Below are 24,673 nucleotides of genomic sequence, written 5' to 3'. Positions count from 1 at the left end.
ATAATGTATTCATGGGTCGGGTGCGGGATAAAAGACTCCCCACCCCGACAAGGGGATGGGGAGTCTTTTGGGACTCGGAAGGTCTCTTTTACACAGAAATATTCCGGTACCCTGGAAATCCGGCCTATTTCAGCGCGTCCCGCTTCAGGCCCTGCTTCTGGAGGAACCAGATTCCGGCGAGAACCACTGCGCCGCCGATGTCGGTGAGTGTTCCGGGGAAGATGAGGGAGATGGCCGAACCGAAGAGTACCAGCCGCTCGATGATGTTCAGAGGCCGCATCCAGAACCCGGAACCTGCCAGGGCAAGGGAAAAGGCTCCCAAGATGGAGGTCGCCGCGATAAGCACCACGTCGAGGGGTGTGGTGTCGATGAGCAGGATGCCCGGATTGTAGACGAAGATATAGGGGATGAGGAAACCGGCCATGGCGAGACGGAGGCCCGTAAATCCTGTTTTCATGGGGTTTGACTGGGCTATGCCCGCGGCAGCGTAGGAGACGAGGGCCACGGGAGGCGTCAGGTCCGCCACGATGCCGAAGTAGAAGATGAACAGGTGGGCCGCCATGATCGGCACGCCGAACTTCATGATGGCCGGGGCCGCCATGGAGGCGAGGACGATGTACTTCGCCGTGGTGGGAAGGCCCATGCCCAGAATGATGGAAGCGATCATGGTGAGGAAGAGGGTGAGGAAGAAGCTGCCTCCCGAGAGCACCACGATGCCGTTGGCGATCTTCAGGCCCACGCCGGTGAGAGTGACGACGCCGATGATGATGCCGGCGCAGGCGCAGGCGGCAGACACGCCTATGGCGGACCGGGCGCCGCTCTCGAGGGCGTCCAGAATATCCTTCACGTTCAGGCGGGTGCTTTTCTTCATCATGGCAATGGCCACGGTGACGACGATGCAGACCAGGGCCGCCCGGAGGGGGGTGTAGCCCTTCACCAGAAGGTAAACGATCACAAACAGGGGAAGGAGAAGATGCCAGCCTTCGGAGAGGACCTTCTTCAGGTTGGGGAGCCTGTCCTTCGGAATGCCCTGGAGCCCCAGCCTCTTGGCCTCCATGTGGACCATGAAACCCACCGCGAGGTAGTACAGCAGCGCGGGCAGGGCAGCGGCTATGGCGATCTCGATGTAGGCGATGCCGATGAACTGGGACATGACGAAGGCCGCGGCGCCCATGATGGGAGGCATGAGCTGGCCGCCGGTGGAGGCCGCCGCTTCCACGGCGCCGGCGAACTCAGGCTTGTAGCCGATGCTCTTCATCAGGGGGATGGTGAAGGTTCCCGTGGTCACCGTGTTGGCCACGGAGCTTCCCGAGATGGTGCCGAAGAAGCCGCTCGCAAGGACGGCCACCTTGGCGGGGCCGCCGATCCTGTGCCCTGTTGCGGCAAGGGCCAGGTCGATGAAGAACTTGCCGAGGCCTGTCTTGTGAAGGAAGGCCCCGAAGAGGATAAACATGTAGACGAAGGTTGCTGCCACACCCACGGGCATGCCCAGGATGCCTTCGGTGGTGACATACATATGGGTGATGATCCTGGTGTAGGAAAAGCCCCTGTGGGCGAACATTCCCGGGAAATAGGGCCCCCAGTAGGCGTAGGCCAGGAAGAACATGGCCACAATGGTGATGGGTATACCCACAACTCTCCGGGAAGCTTCCAGAACGAGAAGAATACACAGCGCGCCGAAGACGATGTCACCCGTGGTGGGAAGACCGGCCCGCATCATGAGGTCGGTATACTCCACCACGACGTATGCTCCCACGGCAAGACCGAGAAGGGCGAAAAGGACGTCCAGCCATTTGACCCCTTCCTTGCGCTTGCTCAGGCGGGCGGGATAGAGCAGGTACACGAGCACCAGGGCGAAGCCGAGGTGGATGGCCCGCTGGATCTGGGCCTCGAAAACGCCGAAGGCGGCCGTGTAGAGCTGAAAGAGAGAAAAAGCGATGCAGACAAACCGCACCACGTTCTGCCAGAAGGTGCTGAGAGTTCTGCTTGCCGACTCCCTGTCGTATTTCTCAAGGATCTTCTCCACGTCTATGGTTTCAGATGCCTTTTCCGCCGCCGAAGAATCCAGAATGTCCTCCTGCGGTTTGATCTCGTTGTTTTCCACCATGACCGTTCCTCCTCAGAAATCAATCAGTAAAAAAATGAAAGCAGATAAGGGCGCCTCTCGCCGGAAAATCGAAGAGACCGGCCCGGTTTTTCAAAATTCGTGAAGGGAATTTCCCTCCCCCTGATCAGGAGCTGGTAGTCCGCGAAGCGTCCCACGCGAAACACGATATCTCCGAGGGATCTGCGTATGCCCGAAATCCTGTATTTCCCGTTCCCGCTCGAAAATACCGCCCCCTCTTCCACGAGAAACGGCAGGCCGGCGCCGAAATCATGGTACACCGTCTCTCTCAGCTCGATGCCCTGCCGGAAATCAAGGCGGAACACTTCGATGACGGGAGTCTTCTGCACGGAATGGATGTAGCGGACGGCAAACTCCTCTCCGCCTCTCAGGCTGTAGCGGGCGAGGCCTGAGCCGTCGCCGTCTCGGAGTGTGAGAAAATGAACCGGGGAACAGAACAGAACGGTGAAGAAGAGGACGAGAGGAATAAGTACGAGGTGCTTTCCGTTCAGGGTTCACACACCCTCCTCCTGCAAAAAAGAGCGAAGGGAGGCCTTCCGGAGAAGGCCTCCCGGCTAAAGGACTATCGGTTACTTCATCAGCCCGACTTCTTTGTAGAACTTGACCGCTCCCGGATGCACCGGAACGGAAATTCCGTCGAGAGCCTGGCTGATCTTCACGCTCTTGCCCTTGTGGTGGGCGTTCCCCAGGGCCTCAAGATTGGAGAAGAGGGCCTTGGTGATGGTGTAGACGACTTCCTCGGAGAGTTCCTTGCGGGCGGCGAGGATCGCCTGGACGGCGACGGTCTCCACGGGTTCGTCCTGTCCGCGGTAGGTCTTTCCGGGGAGTACGTCCTTGGCGAAGAAGGGGTACTTTTCGATGAGCTTGTTCCTCATCTCACCGTCGATGGGAACGAAAACGATGTCCTGGAGGGTGCTGATGTCCTGGATGGACGGATTGGGCGTTCCCGTGGTGTAAAGGAAGGCATCCACAAGGCGGTCCTTGAAGTGGTCAGTTGTCTCGGCGTAGGAGATGAAATGGGGCTTGATGTCGTCGTACGTGAGGCCGTAAACGTCGAAGATCTGCCGGGCGTTGGCTTCGTTCCCGCTTCCGGGGGCGCCGACGGAAATGTTTTTGCCCTTGAAGTCGGCGAAGGTCTTGATGCCGCTGGCCTTGGAGGCGACCACGTGGATGGTCTCGGGATAGAGACGGGCGATGGCGGTGAGGTTGCCGATCTTCCTGTCCTTGAAGAATTCAGTGCCGTTGACTGCGTAGTCGGAAAGGTCGTTCTGGACGATGATGAGGTCCACGTCGCCGGCGGCGAGGAGGTTGATGTTCTCGATGGAGGCTCCGGTGGACTGGGCGGTGATGTTCACCGTGCCGTTCGAGTTGTCGCTGATGATCTGCGACATGGCGCCGCCGAACGGGTAGTACGTGCCCGCCGTTCCCCCGGTGCCCATGGTGAGCTGCTGGGGAGCGGCAAATGCCGCGGAGGCGGTGAAGATCACTGCGAGTCCGAACAACGCGAGTACCCTGATACCCTTTTTCATAGAATCCCCTCCTGATCGAATATATGTGTTTCCCGGTCAATCGTATGTTGTTTTGGCAGTTTCGTCAACCATGTACACGGTATACTCCAGAAACTGCCCCGTTTTCCCGCCGGGTCAGCGCCCTTTCCTGAGGACTTTGCCGGGCATTTTCCCGGTGGTGCCATCAGCCCCGGCCACCTCCACGCCGTTGACAAGGACCGAGCAGATTCCCTCCGGGTACAGTTCCGGCTCCTCGTAGGTCGACCTGTCGCCCACGGTATCGGGGTCGAAGAGCACCAGGTCGGCCCATTTTCCCTCCTCCACCGTTCCCCGGTCACCGAGGCCCAGAATCTTCGCGGGGAAGGACGTAATCTTCCGCACCGCCTCCTCCAGGGTGAAGGTGCGGCTCTCCCGGACATACTGGCGGAGAAACCGCGGATAGGACCCGTAGAGCCGCGGATGGGGACGGCCTCCGTAAATACCGTCGCTGCCCACGGTGGCGCAGGGATGGGAGAGCACCTTCCGGAGCACGTCCTCGGAACCGTAGAAGCTGATCATGGTCACGGCGAGCTTTTCCTCAGCCAGGAGGTCGCATACGGCGTCCACGGGGTTCTTTCCCTGCCGGTCGGCAATGGCCTGACAGGAGAGCCCCTCCATCCACCGGTTCCTTTCAAGATGCACCGCCGTGACGATGATGTTCTCCCACCCCACGGAAATCTGCCGGTTGTGCCACACGTCGAGTCCCTTGGTGAACTCCTCGTGTATTTTTTTCCTGTAGGCCGGGTCGGTGAGATTGGAAATGAGTGCTTTCGTTCCCTCGTTGAAGGTCCAGGTGGGGAGAACCGCCGTGAGGGTTGTACATCCTGCCAGGTAGGGGTACCTGTCCCAGGTGACGCTCCCCCCATCCTTCAGAAAGGCGTCCGCCTTGGCAAGGACCTCGTCCATGATGGGCCAGTTGACCCTTCCGTACGCCTGGAGGTGGGAGACGTGAAGCCGGACCCCCGAGCGGCGGGAAATCTCGCAGATTTCGTCGAAGGAGCGGGAAAGATGGTATCCCTCGTCCCTCTGGTGGACCACGAAGATTCCGTCGAAGGCGGCCACTTCCCGATTCAGCTCCGTCAGCTCTTCCATTCCGGCATAGGGGCAGGGCGGGTAGATCAGCCCCGAAGACAGGCCGAAGGCACCTTCCTCCATGGCTTCCCTGATGAGGGAACGCTGGACGTCCAGTTCCCGTGCCGTCGCAGGCCGCTCGTCCATGCCCATGGCTTCGATCCGGACAGGGCCCTGGCTGAGGAGGACGGCCGCGTTGTTCGGCAGGCCGCACCCTTCAAGGGCGTTGAGATACTCCCCGAAGGAGCCCCAGGTCCATTGTTCGTCCTCCAGGACGCCGTTCAGTCCCGAGAGGATGTCGGCAAGGAGTTTCCTGTTGGCCGGCGAAACCGGCGCCGCTCCCAGTCCGTCCTGGCCCAGGAGATCCGTGGTGACTCCCTGGCGGATCTTGGCGTCGGGCTTCCGGTCCCGGAGCAGCTCCAGGTCCATGTGGGTGTGCATGTCGATGAATCCGGGGGAGAGAACCTTCCCCGTCCCGTCGATGACCCGGGCGGCCTCCCCGAGATCGGCCCCGATGCGGGCGATCCGCCCGTCAACGATGCCGGCGTCGGCCCGGAAAAGCTCCCGGCCTGTTCCGTCGGCAACAAGCGCTCCGGTGATGAGAATGTCAAACATGATCGTTCCTCCGGTCTGTCAGAAATTAACACATCTCGACAGAGGGAGAGTCGCCGGGCGCTGCGCCCGGGCCGGGAAACCGACAGGGACGTCGGTTTCAGGCGCAGTTGTCATGGAAGACAATGTGCGCCGGCGGCCCAAGCGAGCACCGGGGACGCTCCCCCCTGTTTCAGATTCGAAATTTACGATCCCTTGTATTTTCCCCGCCTGCTGGTAAAGGCGCCTCCGGCGGCAAGAGCCTCCGCCAGGCGGACCCCGGCGGCGATCCCGTCGATCACCGGTATGCCCAGGGCCTTCTGCAGCCTCGTGTCAAGGCCCGCGAGGCCCGCGCATCCCAGGGTGATGACCTCCGCCCCGTCGCAGTCCCTGGCAAGCCGGGCAGCCTCGAGAAGCCGCTCCTCGAGGGACTCCTCCCCGTGCTCCCGGATGGCCCTCACGGAAGAGCACCGGTCCTGGAGACCGTACTTCCGGACGAGTTCCCGCTTTGCCTGCACCGATCCCTCGGTGGTCTGGATGACCGAAAAACGGGCGCCGAGGGGGAGGGCGAAGAGCATGGAGCTCTCCCCCGCCCCGACCACCGGACCGGCGGCCATCTCTCTGAGCGCGTCCAGGTTGGGGTCGCAGGTGCAGGCGATCACGAAGGCATCCGCATCACCGTGGCGGCTGACGAGCTCCATCATCCCCGGAGCGCAGAGAAGCTCGTCCCTGGAGGTCTCGATGAAGGCGGGTGCTCCGGGGGCGCTTTCGCACAGGATGTCCGTTCCCGGCGAGGCGGCCTTCCGGGCCGCTTCCCCTATGAGTTCCGTGAAGGCCCTGTCGGAGTTGGGATTGATCACCAGGATTTTCACGGTCTGACCTCCATGGGACAGTACCGGCCGTACCCCGGCCTGTTCACTATCTTGTCCGGTGCGCCGTCGTCGTAGACGAGCTCTCCCCGGACGAAGGTCTTCACGACCCTGCCCCGGAATGTCCTGCCTGTGAAGGGGCTCTGCTTTACCAGGTGCTGCAGGTCCCCGGCCTCGAGAACCCACTCCCTCTCCGGGTCGAGAAGAACGATATCCCCGTCGTGGCCCGGTGCGATCCGGCCCTTCCGCCCCCTGAGCCCGAAGAGGTCCGCAGGCCGTTCCGCCATGAGCTGCACGAGCCGCTCCCAGGAGAGGCCCCTCTTCCGGCCTTCCGTGAGCACCACGGGGAGCATGGTCTGGATGCCCGTGCACCCCTCCGCCACGGTCCAGAAGTCCGCCTCCCTCTCCGTTTTTCTCGAGAAGGGATGGGGAGAGTGGTCGCTGGCGACAATGTCCACCGTCCCGTCGAGCAGATATCCCCAGAGCCTTTCCACCGCTTCGGCCGTGCGGACCGGGGGGTCGCACTTCGCCAGGGCGCCGATGGCCTCCAGATCGTCCTCGCTCATGCCCAGGTACTGGGGGCAGGTCTCAGCGGAAAGGTTGTCCATCCCCTCGCCCCGGCAGCGGCGTAGGAGTTCCATCCCCTCGGGTATGCTCATGTGGGCGATATGCACCCGGCAGCGGGGCGCCTGCTTCGCCAGGAAAAATACCCTCTGCACCGCCTCGAGTTCCGAATAGGGGGGATGGGAATCCAGGAAGGCCCTCGGGCCGTTTTTTCCCTCCGCGACGAGGCGGTCCGTCAGATTCTGGATGAGTGTGTCGTTCTCGGCGTGGACAGAGAGGATTCCTCCCGTTTTTTCGAGAATCGTCATACCTTCCAGAAGGGTACCGTCGTCCGTCATGGGATAGTTGGAGCACCGGCAGGTGAAGGACTTGAAGGCCCCAGCCCCCTCCTTCACCATGGATTCCACGTGGTGAAGGTATCCCGGGACCACTCCGCCATAAAGGGCGTAGTCCACGTGGCTGGCCGAGCCGGAGGAGGTGATCTTCTCCCGGAGGGTCTCAGGCGTAAGGGTGGAGGGATTGGAGAGGGGCATGTCGATGAAGGTGGTGATTCCCCCGGCGGCACACGCCCGGCTGTAGGCCGTGAAGTTCTCCCTGTCGGGATCTCCGTGGCCGGCGTGGGAGTGGGCGTCTATCAGTCCCGGAAGGACCATGAGCCCTTCGGCGTCCACCGTGCTCTTCCCCGGAAGTTCCGTTCCCGCCGCCGCAACAGCAGCCACGGTTCCGTCCGATATGGCCACGCTGCCTTTGAACACCCCGCTCCCCGTCACTATGGTTCCGTTTGTAATAACCAGGTCGAATACCACCGTACCGCCTCCTTCGCATAAAAGAAAAGCCCGGAGAGATGTCCGGGCCGTTTCGTCCTATTTTACACCGTTTCGTGGGCTATGAACGACGCGAGCTTGTCAGGGTCGATGTTGCCGCCGGAGAGGAAGAAGCAGATCTTTTCCCCGGGCCTGACCTTGAAGCTGCCTTCGAGGGCCGCCGCCACACCCACCGTCGCGGAGGGCTCCACGAGCAGCTTGCTCTTGAAGACAATCTCCATGAGAGCCTTGTAAATGAACTCGTCGGAGGCGGGAACGATCTCGTCCACGTACTTGTCGATGAGAGGATAGTTGTGTTCGCCGGTCATGGTGATCATGAGGCCGTCGGCAAGGGTGGCCCCCATGGGAACCTCCACGGGTTTCCCGGCCTTCCGGCTTTCGGCATACCGCTGGATCCCGGCGGGCTCAACGGCGACGACCCTCACGGAGGGCCGGGCCTCCTTGATGGCCGCGGCCACGCCCGCGAGGAGTCCGCCGCCGCCGAGGGGCACCACCACAGTGTCCACGTCGGGAAGGTCTTCCATGATCTCGAGGCCCGAGGTGCCCTGGCCCGCGATGAGCTCGGGGTCGTTGTAGGAATGGACGAGGGTATAGCCCTTCTCCGCCTTGATCTCGTAGAGCTTCTTGTAGCGCTGGATGGAGTCGAAGCCGTAAAGGACCACCTCGGCACCTAGGGCCTTCGTTCCCTCGATCTTGGACTTGGGGGCGTTCTCGGGAAGGACCAGGGTGGCCTTGATGCCCAGCATCTTCGCTGCGTAGGCCACGCCCTGGGCATGGTTCCCCGAGGACGAGGCGATGATGCCCTTCGCCCGCTCCTCGTCGGTGAGGGAGAGGATCTTGTTGGTGGCTCCCCGGATCTTGAAGGATCCCGTAAGCTGGAGATTCTCCGGCTTGAAGTAGACCTCCGCGCCCCACAGAGCGTCGAGCTTGTCTCCCCGAAGGATGGGGGTCCGCCTCACCCTGCCGGCGATTCTTCCCGCGGCCGTTTTTATGTCCTGAAGTCCGATAATGCGTGTCATTGTACTGCTTCCGCCTCCTTGCGCCCTTTTCGGGCGGTCATTTTCAACGGGACAGGGGCGGCCGGAATTTCTTCCGCCGCCCCGACTCCCGTCCGCTTATTCTACTCCTCGATCCAGAGCGCCATGTCGGGACAGTTTATCTCGCACCGCTTGCATTTGATGCAGTCGGATTCCCGCACTGCAGCCACCACGGTGAACCCCTTCTGGTTCGTCTCGGAAGAAATTTCGTACACGTTCTTCGGGCAGACGGAAATGCACAGGCCGCATCCCTTGCAAAGCCGCTTGTTTACATGCACAGCCATGATCTCATCACCCCAGCTTCCGGATTAATTCCACCACCTGGGCGGGAGAAGTTGCCAAAGAGGCTCCCGCTTTTTCCAGGGCTTCCATTTTCGACGCCGCAGTTCCCTTGTTTCCCCGGATGATCGCTCCCGCGTGACCCAGGGATTTACCCTCCGGTGCCGCCCGGCCCACGATCAGGGAGACCACGGGCTTGCGGACCGATTCGGCGATGTATTCCGCTGCGGCGATCTCCGTTCCGCCGCCGATCTCGCCGAGGAGGACGATGATCTCCGTCTCGGGATCCTCGTTGAAGAGCTTCACGATGTCCCGCTGGGTGGTTCCCCAGATGGGTCCGCCGCCGAGGGCGACCACGGTGGACTGGCCGATGCCGGCGTCGGTGAGGGTTTTTCCCACTTCGTAGGACAGGGCGCCGCTTTTCGACACCACGCCGACCTTCCCCTCGGTGAACATACGGGCGGGATGGGCGCCGAGCTTGCACTTGCCCGGGGAGATGACCCCGGCGGTCCCGGGGCCGAGGACCCTCACGCCTCTGCCGGAGGCGTAGGAGAGGATGTCCAGCACGTCATGCTTCGGAATTCCTTCCATAGTGAGGACGAGAAGTTTGATTCCGGCCTCCATGGCCTCCATGGCCGCATCCTTGGCGAACAGGGGAGGAACGAAACTGATGGCGGCGTTGGGGGACACCTGCTTCACCGCGTCCTCCACGGAATTGAACACGGGAACCCCTTCCACGGAGGTGCCGGCCTTTCCCGGGGTGACACCGGCCACCACCGCAGTGCCGTAATCAATGAGGGACTTCGTCTGGAGAATGCCGGATTTTCCGGTGATTCCCTGGACGATGACCCGGGTATCGCGATCCACTAGTATGGCCATGTCAGTTCCCTCCCGCGGCGAACCGCACGGCGTCGGCGACGGCGGTTCGAAGATCGTCATAGACGGGAAGGCCCGCCTCTTTCATGATGGCCTTGCCCTCCTCCTCCATGGTGCCGCAGAGCCGCACCACCAGCGGAATGGAGACAGGGTGATCCCGAAGGAAGGCCGTAATGCCCTCGGCCATTTCGTCCATGCGGTTGAAGCCGCCGATGAGGACCACGAGAAGGCTCTTTATGTCCTTCTTGTCCGAGAAGACCTGGTCCATGGCGGAGTACATCACTTCGGGGCTCGTCAGGCCGCCCATTTCGCAGAAATCCGCCGCATCGCCTCCGAGATCCCGGATGAGGTCGAGGGTGAGCATGCCGGTGCCCGCCCCGTCGGAGATAAGGCCCACGTTCCCGTCGAGGGGTACGTAGGTGATGGTGCCGTGGTCCGCTTCGCCTTCAGTTCCGGTGAGAGCAGACTGCTCGGAGAGATTCTTCTCGAAAAGGTCCTTCAGCAGAGGCCTGGCGTCGTCGTCGATCTCGATCTTCGAGTCGAGGGCCACAAGGCCCGAGTCGGTGACCACCAGGGGGTTGATCTCCACCAGCACTGCATTCTTTTCCCTGAAGAGGTTCCAGACCTTCCGGGCGAAGGCGGCGAACTCCTTTTTGTTCTCATAGCCGAGGAAGTCGGCCATGGCGCGCAGCTTGTAGTCGGTGAGCCCCCACAGCGGGTCCACGGGGAGCTTGAGAATCTTTTCCGGCGTGTGCTCCGCCACCGACTCGATATCCATTCCGCCGGAGGCGCTGGCCATGAACAGAGGCGTCCCGGCCTCACCGTCGAAGGTGACGGCGAGGTAGTACTCCGCCCGGATGTTCATCTTCTCCTCCACGAGAAGAGCCCGGACCGGCTCTCCCTTCAGCTCCATGGAGAGGATGGAGTCGGCTGCCTTTTCGGCTTCCTCCTGGGTTGAGACGAGCAGAACACCTCCCGCTTTTCCCCGCCCCCCGGAGAGGACCTGGGCCTTCACGGCAGAGGGGGCGAAGAGCCCCGAGCGGTCCGCGGCGGTGACCACGGCACCCCGGGGCACCGGAATGCCCGCTTCGCGGAACAGGGCCTTTCCCTGGAATTCGTAGAGCTTCATGCCCCTGTATCCTCTTTCGCCATGCGGATGCCTTCTTCGAAGGCGGCGGTGTTCATCTCCACGTATTTTTTCTTCACAGACTCCTGGATGGCCGCCAGGAGGTTGTCCCTGGAGACGAGGCCGGTTTTTTCCTGGATGAAGCCGAGCATGACCATGTTGCCCGCCATCTTGCTGCCCAGGCGGATGGCCGTCTCCGTGGCGGGAACCTTCCACACGGTTATGGAGGGATCCACCTCGCCGAGATCGGGCACAAGGCCGCTGTCCACGAACAGGGTGCCGCCCTTCTTCAGTTCATGCCTGTGGCTCATGTAGGCCGCCTGGAACATGGCGACGAGGATGTCGTTCCGTTCATTGGTGGGCGTGCCGATGGGGTTCTTCGAGAGAACAACCTCTGACTGGCACTGGCCGCCCCTGGCCTCCGAGCCGTAGGACTGTGACTGGGCGGCGTAGATGCCTTCCTTGGTCACGGCCGCCTCGCCGAGAATGACGGAGGACAGGATGATCCCCTGGCCGCCGAAGCCGCAAAAACGGATGCTTGTCTGTTTCGCGTTCATGCCTATGCCTCCTTCCCGCCGCAGCCGCAGGACGACGGGGTATACACAGTGCTTCCCCGAAACACCGGCTTCTCCACGTTCACGAACTCGCCAACGAGGTATTTCCCCGCCGTCTGCTCGGGAGACATTTTTTCAGCGGCGGACGCGGGCACGGTGTGGCTCTTGATCCACTCGACCAGCCCCTTGGGGCTTCCGCTTCCGAGGGCGTACCGGCCGAAATGGGTGGGGCACTGGGAGAGAATCTCCACCACGGAGAATCCCTTGTGATTCAGGGCATTCTTGATAAACGTCGTCATCTGGGCGGGATTGGAGGTCAGGGTCCGCGCCACATAGGTCGCACCGGAGGCGGCCGCGAGCCTGCACAGGTCGAAGGGGGGCTCGCTGCTTCCGTAGGGGGTGGTCATGGTGACCGATCCGTCCGGAGTCATGGGCGCCACCTGGCCGCCCGTCATGGCGAAGTTGAAGTTGTTCACCACCACGAAGGTCACGTCGAGATTGCGCCGGGCGGCGTGGATGAAATGGTTTCCGCCGATGGAGAGGGCGTCGCCGTCTCCGGCGAAGACCACCACCTTGGTGTCCGGCTTGTGGAGCTTGATTCCCGTCGCCCAGGCGAGGGTTCTTCCGTGGACTCCGTGGAGGCAGTCCATGTTGATGTACACCGGAATCCTGGCGGTGCAGCCCACGCCGCCGATGCCCACCATGGAGCCCAGGTCGAGGCCGAGGGACTCCGTGGCCCGGAGAAAAGCGCTGACAACCTGCCCGCAGCCGCAGCCGGGGCAGAAGAAATGGGGCAGTTTGTCCTGCCTCATGTATTTCAGCAGGGGATTGCCGTTTGTGTGCAGTTCGGGAGCGCTCATGCCCGCACCTCCTCGATGACGGAAAGAATCTCGTCCGGAGTGTGGGGCGTACCGAGGTTCTTCGTCGCCCTCGCGGTACGGCACTTGCCGCACACCGCCCGCTCGATCTCTCCGGCATACTTGCCCATGTTCATCTCCACGGTGACCACGGCACCCATGTTGGAGGCCAGGTCCCGGATCGCCTCCTCGGGGAAGGGCCACGGGGCGTCAAGCTTCATCACGCCGGCCTTGATCCCTTTCTCCCGGGCCATCTCCATGGCGTCGATGGCAGGGCGCACCTCGCTGCCGAAGGCAACCAGGGCGATATCGGCATCGTCGAGGCCGAACCGCTGGACCGTGGAAATCTTCGTGCGGTTCTCCCGGACCTTGCCCGTGATCCTCTTGTAAAGACGCTCGAAGGCGTGGGGTTCCCACTCGATGTCTCCCCTCTCGTCGTGGGGATTGATTGAGTGGATCACCCTGTAGCCCGTGCCGAGCTCGGCGAAATCGGGCACGCCGTACTCGGAATCGGCATGGAAGGGAAGGTAGTCCGCAGGGGACTTGGCGGTCCGTTTCCTGTTCACCACTGGAATGGCGGACGCTTCGGGAATATCCAGGCGTTCCCTCATGAGGGCGAGGGACATCTCGGAAACCACGATTACAGGCGTCCGGTACTCTTCGGCGAGATTGAACGCCCGGACGGTGAAGTCGAAGGTCTCCTGCACCGTGGACGGAGCGAGGACGATCATCTCGTGGTCGCCTGCGGCGGCCCACCGGACCTGCATGATGTCCGACTGGGTGGCGAAGTTCTCGCCCCGGCAGCGCATCACGTCTACCACCACGATGGGGGCCTCCACGGCCACGGCGTACTCGATGCCCTCCTGCATGTAGTCATATCCGGCGCTTGCGGTGGCCGTCATGGCCTTCGCCCCGGCGAGGGAAGCGGCGGATATGGCATAGATGGAACACAGTTCGTCCTCTCCCTGGAAAAAGACGCCTCCAACGGCGGGAAGCCTTCTGGCCATTCCCTCGGAGACTTCGTTCGCAGGGGTGATGGGATACCCGGCGAAAAAGTCGCATCCCGCGGCAATGGCGCCTTCGACTGCAGCATAGTTTCCCTGCATGAAATGGACGCCGGTCAGAACCCGGTCTTCAAGTCCCATTCATACACCTCCATTTTGTATGCCCGGACATGGTCCGGGCAGAATACACCATGTAGAAAGATTACCACGCAAATTATATTATGTCAAATATCAGACCAACTTTTTATCCACGGGCAACAATATGGGTTTCCTGTGTCCGCCGGTGCGGTACACAGGAAAAAGGCGGCCCGGAGGCCGCCCGCTGAAAGGTTTTCCCGTCAGATGGCGAGGAAGGGGAGAATGGGTTTCCCGAGGATTCTCTCCGCAGGCTCGAAGAGTCCGGCGGAGCGCATTCCTCCCCCGAGAACCAGCTCCCTCCGGGACGCGGTGAACAGGACGGCGTTCATCCCGGGCTGGAGACAGTCGCTGGGAATGACCCTCCCGGTGTCTCCGTCGAGGATGGTGATGAGATCGGGGAAGGTGGCAAGGCGCTCCCCGTCCTTTTCGAGGGTCATGTATTCCTTCCAGAAGGTTACTTCATGTCCGCCCAGAAAGACCGTCCCCGTATCTATGCCTCCGGCGGTGAACCGGTCCACCGCCTCCACCTCCCCGCACCGGATAACCGTGGCGGACAGCATCTCCGCCGCCGCCGCGATGACAGCCTCAGGCCCCTTTTCTGCCGCCCCTTTCATGGCCTTCCCGATGCGGATCGCCTGCTTCACCGCCCCGGGGGCACCGTTCTCCCTGACGAAGGCGACGCTCACAGGGTTCCTCGCCACCGCCAGGATGCCGCCCACCACGCAGGCGTCCTGGCGGATCATGTTGGACACCGTATCCACGGCTCCCCGAAGGATGCCCTCGATGTAGGCTCCCTTCGCCGGGTTTCCGCCGGCGAAGGACTGGGAGGACACGTATCCTTCCACGAGATGGAGCCCCATGGAACCCATTTCCGGCGTGGGGTGGGCCCGGCCGTTGCACGGGGCGTCCACCAGGGGGATTCCGAGGATGGCTCCCTCGATCCAGCCGTTCACGATGCCCGTGCTGCCGCACTCGTTGGGAATCAGCCCGGATGGCCGGGGGGCGCCGCTCTCCAGCAGAAGCTCTATGGAACGCACCCTCGCCCTGGGGGAGATGAAAGGATCCTTCCGGTGAGGGCACGTGACCGTGGAACAGGTGACGATGGTTCCCCATGCTTCCAGGTCTTCCGGATCAACCAGGTGCAGGGGACCGAACTTGAGCGCCGTCTCCCCCACTTCAAGAGCTTCCTCAACCGTGCCCCCTCCCCCTCCGCCGAGGATGGACGCCCCGAGCACGGCGGCTTCGAGCAGTTCCCGCGTGAGTTCCGTCTTTGCCATGATACCCCCCCTTGCCCTCAGTTCCGCTTCCGGAAAAGGACGATGCGCACCTTTCCCGCCTGCTCGTCATGATCCACCGACACCGTATCGGTCAGGATGCCCACAAGGTAGATCTCCTGGCCGGTACTGATGTCCCCCGACAGGGACCAGGAGTATTCCTCCATCTCCCGTGCCCGGGGCATCCGGAGGAGCCGGGTCATCTCCCGCAGCTTGCTTCCCTGGCTGCCGGCGTAATCCGACTCGATGACGATCTCGTGTCCCTCGTCGCTCCGGGTGACCCTGGACTGGAACTCCCGGGCCCCCATGGAAAAGAAAAAATTCATGAGCTCGCTCACGATCCGGGACACTACGAGCCGTTCGTGTCTCATCTCTTCTCCCTCCCTCGGAAGGCCTCGATGAGGGGGACCAGGATGGCGGCCACTATGCCCCCGGCGAAGCCGTTGTTGTACAGGTTGAAGCCGGCGTGGAGCACCCCGACGTTCAGCACCACCGAAGAATGGACGTACCCCGCCAGAACGCCGGCAATCCAGCCGAACTCCCCCGCTATGGGGGCCAGGGTGGTTCCGAAAAGTGCGGCGAGCTGGATCGGCGGATCGGTCAGGCTCCAGTCTTTCGTGACGCTGCCCAGCATGACGCCGAGCAGGATGGGCGTGATGTTGAGGGGAGTCTTTCCCATGGCGCTGAACCCGGCGATGGTCAGAAGCCCCCCCAGGGTCGGCCCGTTAAAGTCTCCGCCGCTGAAGTAGAGGTAGGCGGTTGCCGCCAGGCCCGTCAGCCCCATGTTTATAAGCGTGGCGGGAAAGTCGAACATGTCCACGAAGTCCGCCAGGAGGCGGCCGGAATGTCTCCACAGAGACCGCAGTGCGCCGGGCGATTTGCCCCCTCCCAGCAGCAGTCCCGCCGCGGCGAGGAAAAGGAAAAAGGCGGCGCAGACGGGGAACAGCAGCCCATTGTGTCCTGTGGACCAGATTATCCTGCTCGCCGTGATGAATCCGTGGGAACGGAAGACGGAAACGTAGAGAGTCCCCACCATTCCGGCGGTGAATCCCACGTTGTAGAGATTGTAGCCGTGGTGGACCGAGAGGAAGGCGGCGGCCAGGGGAGGAAGCAGGAAGCCCGCGGAAAGCCCCGCAGCCGAGCCGAGAAAGATTCTGAGGTAGGGAGGAAAATGGAAGCCGAACATGAGCTGGCTTACCAGCGGAGCCAGGGCTGTGCCGAAGAAGGCGATGTAGATGAATTTCAGGAAGGGTTCTTTCTGGCTTCTGGCGTAAAGCCAGACTCCGCCAACGATGAACCAGACGTTCAGCAGATTTTTACCGAAGAAGGAGAATCCTGCCACGGTAAAGACGGCGGCTATGGATATGCCCCTGATATGGACACGAAGGAAAACGAGAATGGACGTAAACAGCACGGTGAGCAGCCCGCTGTTCACGAAGGCCGCTCCCATGCCTCCCACGTCCATGTAGTCCGAAATGAGATAGTCCGGCTCGATGAGAATCCGCCACAGGCCTGACAGGATATCCTGGAAGGAGTCCCTGGAAAGGCCGAAAAGGCAGAGTGCGATTCCGAAGGAAAAGAGGAATGCGACTTTTCCGCCCTCACCCACAAGGGCCTTTTCAAACCCGATCTTCCCTGAGGACTTCATGCCCGGAAGCCTCCCGGCGGGGCCTGCTCTCCGGCGGGCTTCCGTCTGTTTTCCATTGCGGATTCATGCTTTCTATTCATAAAAAACCTCCCTTTGCAACTTCGGCTCCGTTTCTACCAGCTATTATACAGAATCGGAAAGAGGTGCTGCCGGCCCCGGAGGAGGCGACATCTCGTCAATCTGCTGGTCCCGCCTCATGAGGGCGAACTCCCGCTTCAGGAACCAGGCTCCCAGGAGCCCTCCTCCCAGGTCGGAGAGGGGAATGGCCAGCCAGACCCCGTCTGTCCCAAGGAGAGGCGGAAGGAAGTACAGTGGGACGAGGATGAAGAGAAAATGCCGGGAGAGAGTGAGAAAAATTCCCTTTTTCGGCTTCCCGATAGCCTGGAAGGTATGAGAGGCGATGATGCTCACCGAGGCGAAAAGGACGCCGCTGTAGCCGATCCGCAGCCCCCGGACGGCCAAAGCCAGCAGTGCCGGGTCGTTGTCGTTGAAGATGCGGATCAGCGGTTCCGGCACTGTCATGATGAGCAGGAAGCTCCCCGCGAAAAAGGCGAGCCCCAGGAGCATGGCGGACCGCACGGCGGAGATCACCCGGCCGTAGTCCCTCGCTCCGTAGTTGTACCCGATGAGGGGCTGCACTCCCTCCGCCAGACCGAGAACAGGAAGGAACAGCAGACTGTCGAGACTGAAGAAGATCCCCATGGCGGATATGGCGAGGTCGCCGCCATAGGTGCGAAGAAAGCGGTTGAAAAGCGCCATGACGAAGGTGAAGCTCAGCTCCGTAAGAAAAGGCGCCGCGCCGATGGCCAGTATTTTTCCGACGATTATCCGGTCGGGACGGAGGTTTTTCCTCCGGAACCGGAGGGTTCCCCATTTCCGGATATAATAGGCGGCAGCCCATCCGAGGGAAAGCACCTGGGAGGCCACCGTGGCCAGCGCCGCCCCGCGGATGCCCATTCCGAGGCCCAGGATGAGGATCCCGTCCAGGATGATATTGGCAAAGGCACCGACGAAGAGGGTGTACATGGCATAGCGGGGATTCCCCTCCGCCCGGATGAAATAGTTGAGCCCGAAGGCAAGGGTCGAAAAAGGGATGCCCCAGACGATGATGTCGAGATATTCCTTTGATAGGGGCAGCATGGTGGGGCTCGCGCCCGAAAGCTCCAGGACCGGGGCGCTGTACATCCCCCCCAGGACGGCAATGACGACGCTTCCGCCGATGAGGAAAACGAGGGCGTTTCCCATGGTCTTTTCCGCCCGTGCCCGGCGCTTCTCACCGAGGGATATGGACACCAGGGCTCCCGCCCCCACACCTATGAGCAGGCCGTAGGCGATGACCAGCAGCATGAAGGGAAAGGCCACGCTGATGGCGCCGATCCCCGCCGGGCCCACGGTGCGCCCCACGAAGATGCGGTCCACGATGTTGTACAGGGCGTTGGCCAGCATCCCGCCGATGGCCGGCAGCGAAAACCGGACCATCAGGCGGGGAATGGAATCGGTCCCCATGACGTTGGTTCTGTCTGGTGAATGTGCCATACTCGAAGCCTCCGAAGTTATTTCCGTCAGGAGTATGATTATAGGGAAAAGAATAATATAGTAAAGCCGAAACAGAGAATCCAAATCCGCAGGCAGCGGGGAGCGTCACCGGTGCTCGCTTGGGCCGTCGGCCCGGGCGCTTTTCCCGGCGACACTCCCTCTGCCGGGAAAAGCTGCGGATTTTGGGAAAACGCCGGCCATAGAAAGATACCCGCAGTTTTGGACCGGCACGTTTATCCGAAGGAGACCCCATGAACATACGGCCCCTTTTCCCCGCACGGTTTCAGGACTTCTGCGCACCGGCGCCCCGGCCGGGTGAATTTCTCCTTGAGCGGCGCTTCGCGGAAACTTACGCCTCAGCCCGGGGGATACCCCTGGATTTCGACGGACTGCTGGAGGAGATCAGGCAGTGGTGCGAAGCTTCAGGCATCGGCGGCCACGGCGGAAACGTCTCCTTCACCGGCCGCGCTGACGGGAAGGAATACCGCGGAACGGCCACCAGGTTCCGGGACGAACTGAGCATCCTCATCCACGCCGAAGGGGAAGGCCGGAGGCGCTACCGGGTTCCGGGGCTCTGGTCGGACTACTCATGGCTCGTCCTTTACCAGGAGCCCCTTTCGGGAGAGTGGCGGTCATGGCCCGGCGCCGCAAAGGAGCCCTCCCTCATGGAACGGGACAGGACCACGGAAGAAAAGGCACGGGAAGGTTTCGAATGGGTCTGCAGAAGGCAGGTCATCTCGAGGGTGCGGCTTTTTCGGGGGAACAGCCTGCTGAGAGAGTACTTCGCCCGCCCGGAAAAATCACGGGCCGGGGAATCCCCCGGCCCGCGGCAGTCCTGACCGGTTACTCCTGCACCGGGTAGCCCATCTCGTCCAGGGCCTTCCGCAGCGCCGCCTCCGCTTCCGGAGGAAGCCTGTCCATGCCGCCCTTCTCGGTCTCCCTTGACTTCACGAAAGCCAGCCTGTCCCGGAACCGGGCGAAGAACTCCCTCCGGTACTTCTCGTCCGAAAAATCCACGGGGAACCGCTCGAGCTCCATGGTCTCCATGTCGCTGAAGGGACCGAAGGGCACGAAGCGGGCCTTCTCCTCGATGATGGCCTCGAGAATCCCCAGGGTGTCGGACGGAGTGACCTTCTTCCCCATGAAATCCCCCGTGTTGAGGATATAGCAGTCCACCCCGTCCACGAAGAGGGTCCTGAACCGTTCGTAATCCAGGGCGAGGGGGTAGGTCCGGAAGGGATTGGCGTAGCACTCGATCACGAGCGCATTGGGGTCTATGCCGGGAGCAAGCCGCTCCGCGGTGGTCCGTTTCGTGGCGAGGGTGGCCCCCATCACGGCGGCGAGGTCGGGCCCCCTGAGACGAAGAACAGGCGGCAGGGACTGGTCCTTCATGAGCCAGAACACGGCGTTGATGGGCTCGTCGATGCGGTCCACCCGGACCGGCGACCAGAGCTTCGACTTGATGGCCCGGCCGTTTCCGTTCCGCAGGTCCTCCGTCACCGGGTAGAGCAGCCCGTCCTCTCCCCTGGTCACGCCGCAGTTCTGCAGGGAGATAATGAACTTGTTGTCCTCGCACCCCATGGGATAGTCCTGCACCTTGTCGAAATAGGAAGGCTCCAGGGCGATGGCGTACTTCTCCTTCACGTTGATGATGAAGGCGTCGTCGTGGAGGACGGTGATGTCGTACCTGCCGCCGTGGCGGGCGTGGGTGAGGGTTGATTTCCCCGATCCCGACAGTCCGAACACGGCGGACACGAAGGACCGGCCGCTCTTCAGGTTGTACCGCTTCAGTCCCCCGTGGCAGGACGCGAAGCCGTTCCGTACGGCGGTTCCCCAGGCGAGGGTGAGGGTTCCCTTCTTCAGCTCTCCGAAATAGCGCATGCCCAGGACGGCGGCGCAGTTGTGGACAGGGTCGAAAAAGGCGAGCCCGAAAGGATACTCGGGGGACGTCCAGTCGGGGTCGGCAAACATGAAGATGTCGCCGTCGGGAAGAGACCGGGATTCCCTGTACATGTCCATGTAGGTTTTGTTCAGGTACTGGAAGTTCAGCATCCAGTTGTACACCAGGTTTTCGTGGTTCTTCGGCGCAAGGAGATGGGCCTTGACCATGAAATCCTTTTCGAGGCCGATATAGGCCTCGGCGGAATAGAAGGTGCGGAACCGGCTTCCGTACACCGCCTCCCGGAGAAGGGGAGCAAGCTCTCCCATGTTCACTCCCGGCTCGCCGACGATTTTCCGTGCGGCGGCGCACCGACCCACCACGGCGCCGTCGTTCATCAGCAGGACGTTGCTTCCGGAGGGCAGTCCCTGCCCCTCGGGACGGTACACCGGCATTCCCGTGAGCTCCACGGTTCCGGGGCTTGTCCGGGCAAGATCGTAGGCTTCCCGGAGATTTGCGACCGGGACCACGTTGTTTCCGAAAAAGGCGGTTTCAATGGTGGTTCGCGCCTGGGACTTGATGGAAGAGAAGCTACCGGGATCCTTATAGAACTCCAGAGTTGACATGGCGACTCTCCTTTTCCCTCGGGCAGGGGACGGATATTTTTGTCCGGCGCAGTCTCCGGACGGGGTCATTGTACCACGGGCCGTACCACTGGACGAAACGAAAATGAAGCCCTCTTATAAGATTATTATGAAAAATAACCTCAGATGCTTCCATAGCATCAGAATCCTCTCCGTGACCGGATTGCCTCGTAGGCTTCCTGGATCTCCTGGAATTTTTTCGAGGCGAGCTCCACGAAGTCGGCATCGAGATCCTGGCCGATGAATTTGTCGGGGTGATATTTCCCGAGCAGCTCCCGGTACCGCTTTTTTATCTCCCCGTCCGAGGACGAGGGAGGACATCCCAGGACAGCATAGGGATCCCTCCGCCCCGCCCTGCGGGGTCCGGCCGCTCCCTGCCGGTCTCCTTCGGGCGGGCGGTCATAGGCTCTTCCGGCTCCCTGCTGCGTCCGGAACATCTCCCGCACCGCCCGGGAAACAAGAAGAAAAAGAAGCAACGGCGCCGCCTTCAGCAGCAGCTTCAATATCAGGGACATGGAAACCTCCTTGAAATACCCCGGCAGCGGTTCATTCCGCCGGCACGGAGAAGGACATTCCGGCGATCCGGCCGTCCTTCCTCAGGTCGAAGACCAGGCAGAAGGGAACGTCCCGGCCGGAATAGACCACCGACCTGGAATTTCTGTCACTCGGCTCTCCCAGCAGGTCAGACACCCTGGAGAAGAGATCCCCAACCCGGATACCCGGATCCGGTCCGAAGGGGTGGCTTCCCGTCTTCACCGCAGCGGACACCAGCCGTTCGGCGCCCGAACTTCCGGAAAAATCCAGGGAAAGCCCCGGCCACATCATGGTGAGCACAGGCCTGCCTCCCGGGGGATCAGAAGGCTGCGCCACATTTCTCCTCCTCACCGCTCCCGGCTCGCCGAACCGCAGCCTCGCTTCGGAAGGGCTGCCGCCGAACCGCGTAAGGGTGGACTCCATAAAGACCCCGAGGGGGATGAAGTCCGTTTCGTCCGCAGGGACAGGAACTTTGGGCAGAGGAGCGTCTCCAGGGGTACCGAAAAGCCGGAGAAGGTCTTCCACCGATCCCGCCCCCAGGGGAAGTCCGCCTCCGGAAAGGAGAGAGGAAGCCCGGGAGTTGACGTGAAACACCCATCCCCTCTTTTCTCCCGCTCCGGCCCCCTCGGGCTCGTACACGAAGCCCACCAGCCATTTTCCGTTGCCGAGAGGGCGGGCCATCCATCCGTAGTCCTTCCTGACCCCCGTCCTGCCGAGTTCCCTGGAAATCTCTTCCAGAACTGTACCGCCGCCTGACAGGGCTTTCGCCTCCTTCACCCAGCGGGTGACCCTGTCCCTTTCGGAAACGGCCGGGGTGCTTCTCTCGAAGCGGTCGTCGATCAGAGCGACATAATGCTCCCCCATGGACCGGGTGACCCTCCTGGCCTCACCGCTCCCTGGGGGAACCTCGAAGAACCAGCCCTTGAAATCGCCCTTCCCGTCGAGATAGATGTACGACACGAGGAAACCGCCCTCCCGGGTCCTGTCCACGAGCCACCCCACGGTATCCCGGGCGTTGGCCGCATCCTCGTAGGCGTTGATGAACTCCTCGTTGCTCAGAAGGGGGGAGAGGTCCCTGGAGTTTTTGGTGATCTCCAGCGCCCGGGACGGGGTGAGGCTGGGGTACGGGTTGAAGAGGAGATACAGGACCGCCGCACAGGAAAACAGAAGGGAGAGGGTCCCGGCAGCGCCTCTTCCGGGGCTTCCCTGGGCTTTCTCTTCTCCTCCCGCCGCTGTCTGCCCGGCGGTGCCGCCTCTGCCCGAAAAGGGGCCGAATGGATGCCGCATTGCCGTTTCTCCTCCCAATTTTTCCCTGCCCCCCGCTGTCTGCGGGGGCGACAGTTCCGGCCGATGCTGCGGCCTGTAACATTATATTATAATACCTTTTCTTTCCTGCGGAGATTTCTCTCTTCCCGAAGGGGTGATATCATGGAGCCGCAAAGGAGGGGAATCGCCATGGAAACAGTCTCCATCGGAGGGTATATCCCGACCGGCTTTCTTGACTACCCCGGGGCGGCGGCCGCAGTTATCTTCCTGAAAGGCTGCCCCTTCCGCTGCCCTTTCTGCCACAACCCCGGGCTGGTCCTGCCGGGAACGGGAGGTGAGTCCTTCGAACCAGATGAAATTATCGGGGACCTGGAGAGGCGGAAGAACTTCCTCGACGGTGTCTGCATCACCGGCGGCGAGCCGTCAATCCAGGAGGGACTCGTTCCCTTCCTCGGGGAGCTGCGTTCCCTCGACCTGAAGGTCAAGCTTGACACGAACGGAGCCCGGCCTGACGTGCTGGAGGAGGTGCTGGGCCGGGGCCTGGCAGAATACGTGGCCATGGACATAAAGGCCCCCCGGGAGAAATATTCCCTTGCCTCCGGCTGGGACGGAGATCTTTCCCTGGTGGAAAAAAGCATCTCCCTCCTGCTCCGGTCGAAAATCCCCTTCGAGTTCCGGACCACCCTGGTGCCGGGCATCCACGGGCTGGAGGACGCCCCGGGAATCGGAGACCTGGTCCGGGGTGCCCCCCTCTACGTACTGCAGCGCTTCCGCCCGGGGCTCACCCTCGATCCGGCCTTCGCGGAAACGCCTCCCCTGCCGGTGTGGTTTGCGGAAGCCTTCAGGGAAAGGGTCCTCCTTTTCGCGGACGAGGTCAGAATCAGGGGATAGCGTCGCCGAGAAAGCGAAGGATCTCCCGGATATCCTGCACCGTGTTGTGTCCCGGCGTGCCCTCCGCAAAGCTCCTGTTTCTGAGGAGGTAGCTGGGATGAAAGAGCGGACGCACCGTCAGGGGAATCCCCTCCCACAGACAGGTATGGAACCTGCCCCGGAGCGTGCTGATTCCCTCCCGGGTGGAGAGGAACGCCCGTGTCGGCACATTGCCCACGGAAAGGAGAAGCCGGGGCCGGAGCCGGGCGACCTGGGCGGCCAGGAAGGGCCTGCAGGCAGCCAGCTCATCCCTGGCGGGAAGGCGGTTTTCGGGAGGACGGCATTTCACCATGTTGGTGATGAAGATCTTCTCCCGGGACAGCCCCTCCCCCTCAAGAAGGGAGGTAAGGAGTTTTCCCGACCGTCCGGAGAACGGCCGGCCCGTTTCGTCCTCCGTGGCGCCGGGAGCTTCGCCCACCAGCATTACCTCCGCCGTTTCCGGCCCTTCGCCGAAAACGGCCCTGGAGCGCTTCTCCGAGAGGGGACATTCCGTGCAGGCGGAGGTTCTCCGCCGCAGTTCATCAAAAGGTTCATGGAACATCATCGTCATTCCTTTCTCTCTCTGCCGGGAGAGTCCGGTCCGCCTCGCCGCGAACCATGGGGGAGGCTGGTATTCTGCTTTGCACAAGGAGAGGATCCGCCATGGCATCCGACAGGAGGTTCGCCGTCTTCGACCTTGAGACCAACGGCTTTCGGGCTGCATCCGCCGTTTCCGCGTCGTCCATCGTCTTCACGGGGGACGGACGGATCCTGGATTTTTTCAACCGGTTCTATTACTCCGAGGAGCGCCCCGACCCCCGGACGGAATCGGTTCACGGGCTCACTCCGGGCAGGATCGGCCATTTCCGGCGGGAGGAGGAGTACGGGCCCCATTTCCTGGAGGACTGGACAAGCCTGGCCGCCTTCTGGGACGGCTGGAACCCCGAGGGGATCGTGGTCCACAACCTGTCCTTCGATATTTCCTTTCTTCCCCCCGAGGCGGTCCGGGGAAGGAAATGGTGGTGCTCCATGAGGGGACTCACCGAATTCTGCCGGATTCCGGGAAGCCCGGAGCGGGGAGGCCGCTGGAAGTGGCCGAAGCTCGGAGAGGCTTCCGCCCGGGTGAAGGGCGGCATCTCCCCCACAGGTGCCACGGAGGATGCAGAGGAACTGCTGGGACCTCCCCTGGCCCACTTCGGCCTCAGCGACTGTTTCGAGCTCTACGGCATCTTCAGCAGGGTCTGGAACGCCCAGCCTGACCAGGTCAGCTTCCGGGCCGCGTCCACCCCGTTTATGCCTCCCCGGAGGCAGCCCTACCCTCTGCCGGCGCCCCTGGGAGACCGGTTCACTTCGGAGCGGCTGGCGTACGCTGCCAGGCTCGCCGCCGCATCAGGGTGCAGGGAGCGGGAGGAAAGGCTCCTGGGGCTGGCCTGACAGCCCGGACATTCCGGTGAGGAGGAAGGGCCGCCAGGCAGTCCCCCGCACCGGTCTGAAAGCGGGAAATAACTGAAAGAGGCGGTC

Annotated in this window: 24 protein-coding genes; 3 read left to right on the top strand and 21 right to left on the bottom strand. The window is 62.1% G+C overall.

Going from position 1 to position 24,673, the window contains the following annotated elements; all coding sequences use genetic code 11:
• Positions 1-124: 124 nt before the first annotated feature.
• From C8D99_RS00615 to C8D99_RS00535, 17 genes are all read right to left on the bottom strand, one after another.
• Entirely contained in the window at positions 125-2,107 is a 1,983-nt protein-coding gene (locus C8D99_RS00615; RefSeq protein ID WP_133955295.1) for a TRAP transporter permease, read from the bottom strand.
• Between the two features lie 23 nt (positions 2,108-2,130).
• A complete protein-coding gene (locus C8D99_RS00610; protein WP_274542657.1) occupies positions 2,131-2,496 on the bottom strand; it encodes a DUF1850 domain-containing protein in 366 nt (121 codons plus the stop codon).
• 198 nt (positions 2,497-2,694) lie between these two features.
• On the bottom strand, positions 2,695-3,654 hold the full coding sequence (locus C8D99_RS00605) for a TAXI family TRAP transporter solute-binding subunit (RefSeq protein ID WP_133955291.1): 960 nt from the start codon (positions 3,652-3,654) through the stop codon (positions 2,695-2,697).
• A gap of 114 nt (positions 3,655-3,768) precedes the next feature.
• A complete protein-coding gene (locus tag C8D99_RS00600) occupies positions 3,769-5,358 on the bottom strand; it encodes an N-acyl-D-amino-acid deacylase family protein (RefSeq protein WP_133955289.1) in 1,590 nt (529 codons plus the stop codon).
• A 182-nt stretch (positions 5,359-5,540) separates the two neighbouring features.
• Positions 5,541-6,206, bottom strand: a complete 666-nt coding sequence (locus C8D99_RS00595; protein WP_133955287.1) for an aspartate/glutamate racemase family protein — start codon at positions 6,204-6,206, stop codon at positions 5,541-5,543.
• Entirely contained in the window at positions 6,203-7,573 is a 1,371-nt protein-coding gene (gene allB, locus C8D99_RS00590; protein WP_133955285.1) for an allantoinase AllB, read from the bottom strand. Before allB ends, C8D99_RS00595 begins: the two co-directional genes overlap by 4 nt.
• A gap of 62 nt (positions 7,574-7,635) precedes the next feature.
• Positions 7,636-8,610 carry a threonine ammonia-lyase gene (locus C8D99_RS00585; protein ID WP_133955283.1) on the bottom strand — a complete coding sequence of 325 codons (975 nt, stop codon included), beginning with the start codon at positions 8,608-8,610 and terminating at the stop codon, positions 7,636-7,638.
• Between the two features lie 101 nt (positions 8,611-8,711).
• Positions 8,712-8,912 carry a 4Fe-4S dicluster domain-containing protein gene (locus tag C8D99_RS00580; RefSeq protein ID WP_133955281.1) on the bottom strand — a complete coding sequence of 67 codons (201 nt, stop codon included), beginning with the start codon at positions 8,910-8,912 and terminating at the stop codon, positions 8,712-8,714.
• Between the two features lie 7 nt (positions 8,913-8,919).
• Positions 8,920-9,786 carry a succinate--CoA ligase subunit alpha gene (gene sucD / locus C8D99_RS00575; protein WP_133955279.1) on the bottom strand — a complete coding sequence of 289 codons (867 nt, stop codon included), beginning with the start codon at positions 9,784-9,786 and terminating at the stop codon, positions 8,920-8,922.
• 1 nt (position 9,787) lies between these two features.
• Positions 9,788-10,912, bottom strand: coding sequence for a succinate--CoA ligase subunit beta (locus C8D99_RS00570; protein WP_133955277.1), 1,125 nt, complete (start codon positions 10,910-10,912; stop codon positions 9,788-9,790).
• Positions 10,909-11,466, bottom strand: coding sequence for a 2-oxoacid:acceptor oxidoreductase family protein (locus C8D99_RS00565; RefSeq protein ID WP_133955275.1), 558 nt, complete (start codon positions 11,464-11,466; stop codon positions 10,909-10,911). Before C8D99_RS00565 ends, C8D99_RS00570 begins: the two co-directional genes overlap by 4 nt.
• Before the next feature lie 2 nt (positions 11,467-11,468).
• Positions 11,469-12,323 (bottom strand): thiamine pyrophosphate-dependent enzyme, encoded by an 855-nt coding sequence (locus C8D99_RS00560; protein WP_133955273.1) that lies wholly within the window; start codon positions 12,321-12,323, stop codon positions 11,469-11,471.
• Complete coding sequence (locus C8D99_RS00555) at positions 12,320-13,465, bottom strand: 2-oxoacid:acceptor oxidoreductase subunit alpha (RefSeq protein WP_133955271.1); 1,146 nt, start codon at positions 13,463-13,465, stop codon at positions 12,320-12,322. The genes C8D99_RS00560 and C8D99_RS00555 overlap by 4 nt, the downstream gene beginning before the upstream one ends.
• Positions 13,466-13,662: 197 nt before the next feature.
• Positions 13,663-14,739, bottom strand: coding sequence for an S-methyl thiohydantoin desulfurase domain-containing protein (locus tag C8D99_RS00550; protein WP_133955269.1), 1,077 nt, complete (start codon positions 14,737-14,739; stop codon positions 13,663-13,665).
• Positions 14,740-14,756: 17 nt separating this feature from the next.
• Positions 14,757-15,107, bottom strand: a complete 351-nt coding sequence (locus C8D99_RS00545; RefSeq protein ID WP_133955267.1) for a hypothetical protein — start codon at positions 15,105-15,107, stop codon at positions 14,757-14,759.
• Positions 15,104-16,384 (bottom strand): DUF1576 domain-containing protein, encoded by a 1,281-nt coding sequence (locus C8D99_RS00540; protein ID WP_133955265.1) that lies wholly within the window; start codon positions 16,382-16,384, stop codon positions 15,104-15,106. Before C8D99_RS00540 ends, C8D99_RS00545 begins: the two co-directional genes overlap by 4 nt.
• A gap of 123 nt (positions 16,385-16,507) precedes the next feature.
• Positions 16,508-17,920 (bottom strand): MATE family efflux transporter, encoded by a 1,413-nt coding sequence (locus C8D99_RS00535; protein WP_133955262.1) that lies wholly within the window; start codon positions 17,918-17,920, stop codon positions 16,508-16,510.
• Between the two features lie 251 nt (positions 17,921-18,171).
• Between C8D99_RS00535 and C8D99_RS00530 the strand changes: the two genes are divergently transcribed.
• On the top strand, positions 18,172-18,759 hold the full coding sequence (locus C8D99_RS00530; RefSeq protein ID WP_133955261.1) for a hypothetical protein: 588 nt from the start codon (positions 18,172-18,174) through the stop codon (positions 18,757-18,759).
• A gap of 4 nt (positions 18,760-18,763) precedes the next feature.
• On the opposite strand, the gene C8D99_RS00525 is transcribed toward C8D99_RS00530, so the two are convergent.
• The 3 genes from C8D99_RS00525 to C8D99_RS00515 all read right to left on the bottom strand — a co-directional run bounded on the left by C8D99_RS00525 (position 18,764) and on the right by C8D99_RS00515 (position 22,264).
• Positions 18,764-20,425, bottom strand: coding sequence for a phosphoenolpyruvate carboxykinase (ATP) (locus tag C8D99_RS00525; protein ID WP_133955259.1), 1,662 nt, complete (start codon positions 20,423-20,425; stop codon positions 18,764-18,766).
• A 158-nt stretch (positions 20,426-20,583) separates the two neighbouring features.
• Complete coding sequence (locus tag C8D99_RS00520) at positions 20,584-20,958, bottom strand: J domain-containing protein (RefSeq protein ID WP_133955257.1); 375 nt, start codon at positions 20,956-20,958, stop codon at positions 20,584-20,586.
• Positions 20,959-20,989: 31 nt separating this feature from the next.
• Positions 20,990-22,264, bottom strand: coding sequence for a hypothetical protein (locus C8D99_RS00515; RefSeq protein WP_133955255.1), 1,275 nt, complete (start codon positions 22,262-22,264; stop codon positions 20,990-20,992).
• Positions 22,265-22,405: 141 nt separating this feature from the next.
• On the opposite strand from C8D99_RS00515, the gene C8D99_RS00510 reads away from it, so the two are divergent.
• Complete coding sequence (locus tag C8D99_RS00510) at positions 22,406-23,134, top strand: anaerobic ribonucleoside-triphosphate reductase activating protein (protein WP_243833785.1); 729 nt, start codon at positions 22,406-22,408, stop codon at positions 23,132-23,134.
• Here the strand turns inward: C8D99_RS00510 and C8D99_RS00505 are convergent.
• A complete protein-coding gene (locus tag C8D99_RS00505) occupies positions 23,124-23,723 on the bottom strand; it encodes a uracil-DNA glycosylase (RefSeq protein WP_243833784.1) in 600 nt (199 codons plus the stop codon). The genes C8D99_RS00510 and C8D99_RS00505 overlap by 11 nt on opposite strands.
• 92 nt (positions 23,724-23,815) lie before the next feature.
• Here C8D99_RS00505 and C8D99_RS00500 point away from each other — a divergent pair, with 92 nt between their 5' ends.
• A complete protein-coding gene (locus C8D99_RS00500; protein WP_133955253.1) occupies positions 23,816-24,586 on the top strand; it encodes a 3'-5' exonuclease in 771 nt (256 codons plus the stop codon).
• Positions 24,587-24,673: the final 87 nt, after the last annotated feature.

This window comes from Aminivibrio pyruvatiphilus (assembly GCF_004366815.1).
Lineage (GTDB): Bacteria > Synergistota > Synergistia > Synergistales > Aminobacteriaceae > Aminivibrio > Aminivibrio pyruvatiphilus.
The sequence above is the reverse complement of the archived record's forward strand: the minus strand, read 5'-3'. Positions and strand labels throughout refer to the sequence as shown.

Coding starts and splice junctions, on each gene's coding strand:
- C8D99_RS00585 (WP_133955283.1), bottom strand. CDS start 8,610: ATGACACGCATTATCGGACTTCAGGACATAAAAACGGCCGCGGGAAGA.
- C8D99_RS00540 (WP_133955265.1), bottom strand. CDS start 16,384: ATGAAGTCCTCAGGGAAGATCGGGTTTGAAAAGGCCCTTGTGGGTGAG.
- C8D99_RS00605 (WP_133955291.1), bottom strand. CDS start 3,654: ATGAAAAAGGGTATCAGGGTACTCGCGTTGTTCGGACTCGCAGTGATC.
- C8D99_RS00555 (WP_133955271.1), bottom strand. CDS start 13,465: ATGGGACTTGAAGACCGGGTTCTGACCGGCGTCCATTTCATGCAGGGA.
- C8D99_RS00580 (WP_133955281.1), bottom strand. CDS start 8,912: ATGGCTGTGCATGTAAACAAGCGGCTTTGCAAGGGATGCGGCCTGTGC.
- C8D99_RS00615 (WP_133955295.1), bottom strand. CDS start 2,107: ATGGTGGAAAACAACGAGATCAAACCGCAGGAGGACATTCTGGATTCT.
- C8D99_RS00510 (WP_243833785.1), top strand. CDS start 22,406: ATGGAGCCGCAAAGGAGGGGAATCGCCATGGAAACAGTCTCCATCGGA.
- sucD (WP_133955279.1), bottom strand. CDS start 9,786: ATGGCCATACTAGTGGATCGCGATACCCGGGTCATCGTCCAGGGAATC.
- C8D99_RS00545 (WP_133955267.1), bottom strand. CDS start 15,107: ATGAGACACGAACGGCTCGTAGTGTCCCGGATCGTGAGCGAGCTCATG.
- C8D99_RS00530 (WP_133955261.1), top strand. CDS start 18,172: ATGAACATACGGCCCCTTTTCCCCGCACGGTTTCAGGACTTCTGCGCA.
- C8D99_RS00520 (WP_133955257.1), bottom strand. CDS start 20,958: ATGTCCCTGATATTGAAGCTGCTGCTGAAGGCGGCGCCGTTGCTTCTT.
- C8D99_RS00565 (WP_133955275.1), bottom strand. CDS start 11,466: ATGAACGCGAAACAGACAAGCATCCGTTTTTGCGGCTTCGGCGGCCAG.
- C8D99_RS00550 (WP_133955269.1), bottom strand. CDS start 14,739: ATGGCAAAGACGGAACTCACGCGGGAACTGCTCGAAGCCGCCGTGCTC.
- C8D99_RS00525 (WP_133955259.1), bottom strand. CDS start 20,425: ATGTCAACTCTGGAGTTCTATAAGGATCCCGGTAGCTTCTCTTCCATC.
- C8D99_RS00505 (WP_243833784.1), bottom strand. CDS start 23,723: ATGACGATGATGTTCCATGAACCTTTTGATGAACTGCGGCGGAGAACC.
- C8D99_RS00570 (WP_133955277.1), bottom strand. CDS start 10,912: ATGAAGCTCTACGAATTCCAGGGAAAGGCCCTGTTCCGCGAAGCGGGC.
- C8D99_RS00515 (WP_133955255.1), bottom strand. CDS start 22,264: ATGCGGCATCCATTCGGCCCCTTTTCGGGCAGAGGCGGCACCGCCGGG.
- C8D99_RS00600 (WP_133955289.1), bottom strand. CDS start 5,358: ATGTTTGACATTCTCATCACCGGAGCGCTTGTTGCCGACGGAACAGGC.
- C8D99_RS00560 (WP_133955273.1), bottom strand. CDS start 12,323: ATGAGCGCTCCCGAACTGCACACAAACGGCAATCCCCTGCTGAAATAC.
- C8D99_RS00500 (WP_133955253.1), top strand. CDS start 23,816: ATGGCATCCGACAGGAGGTTCGCCGTCTTCGACCTTGAGACCAACGGC.
- C8D99_RS00535 (WP_133955262.1), bottom strand. CDS start 17,920: ATGGCACATTCACCAGACAGAACCAACGTCATGGGGACCGATTCCATT.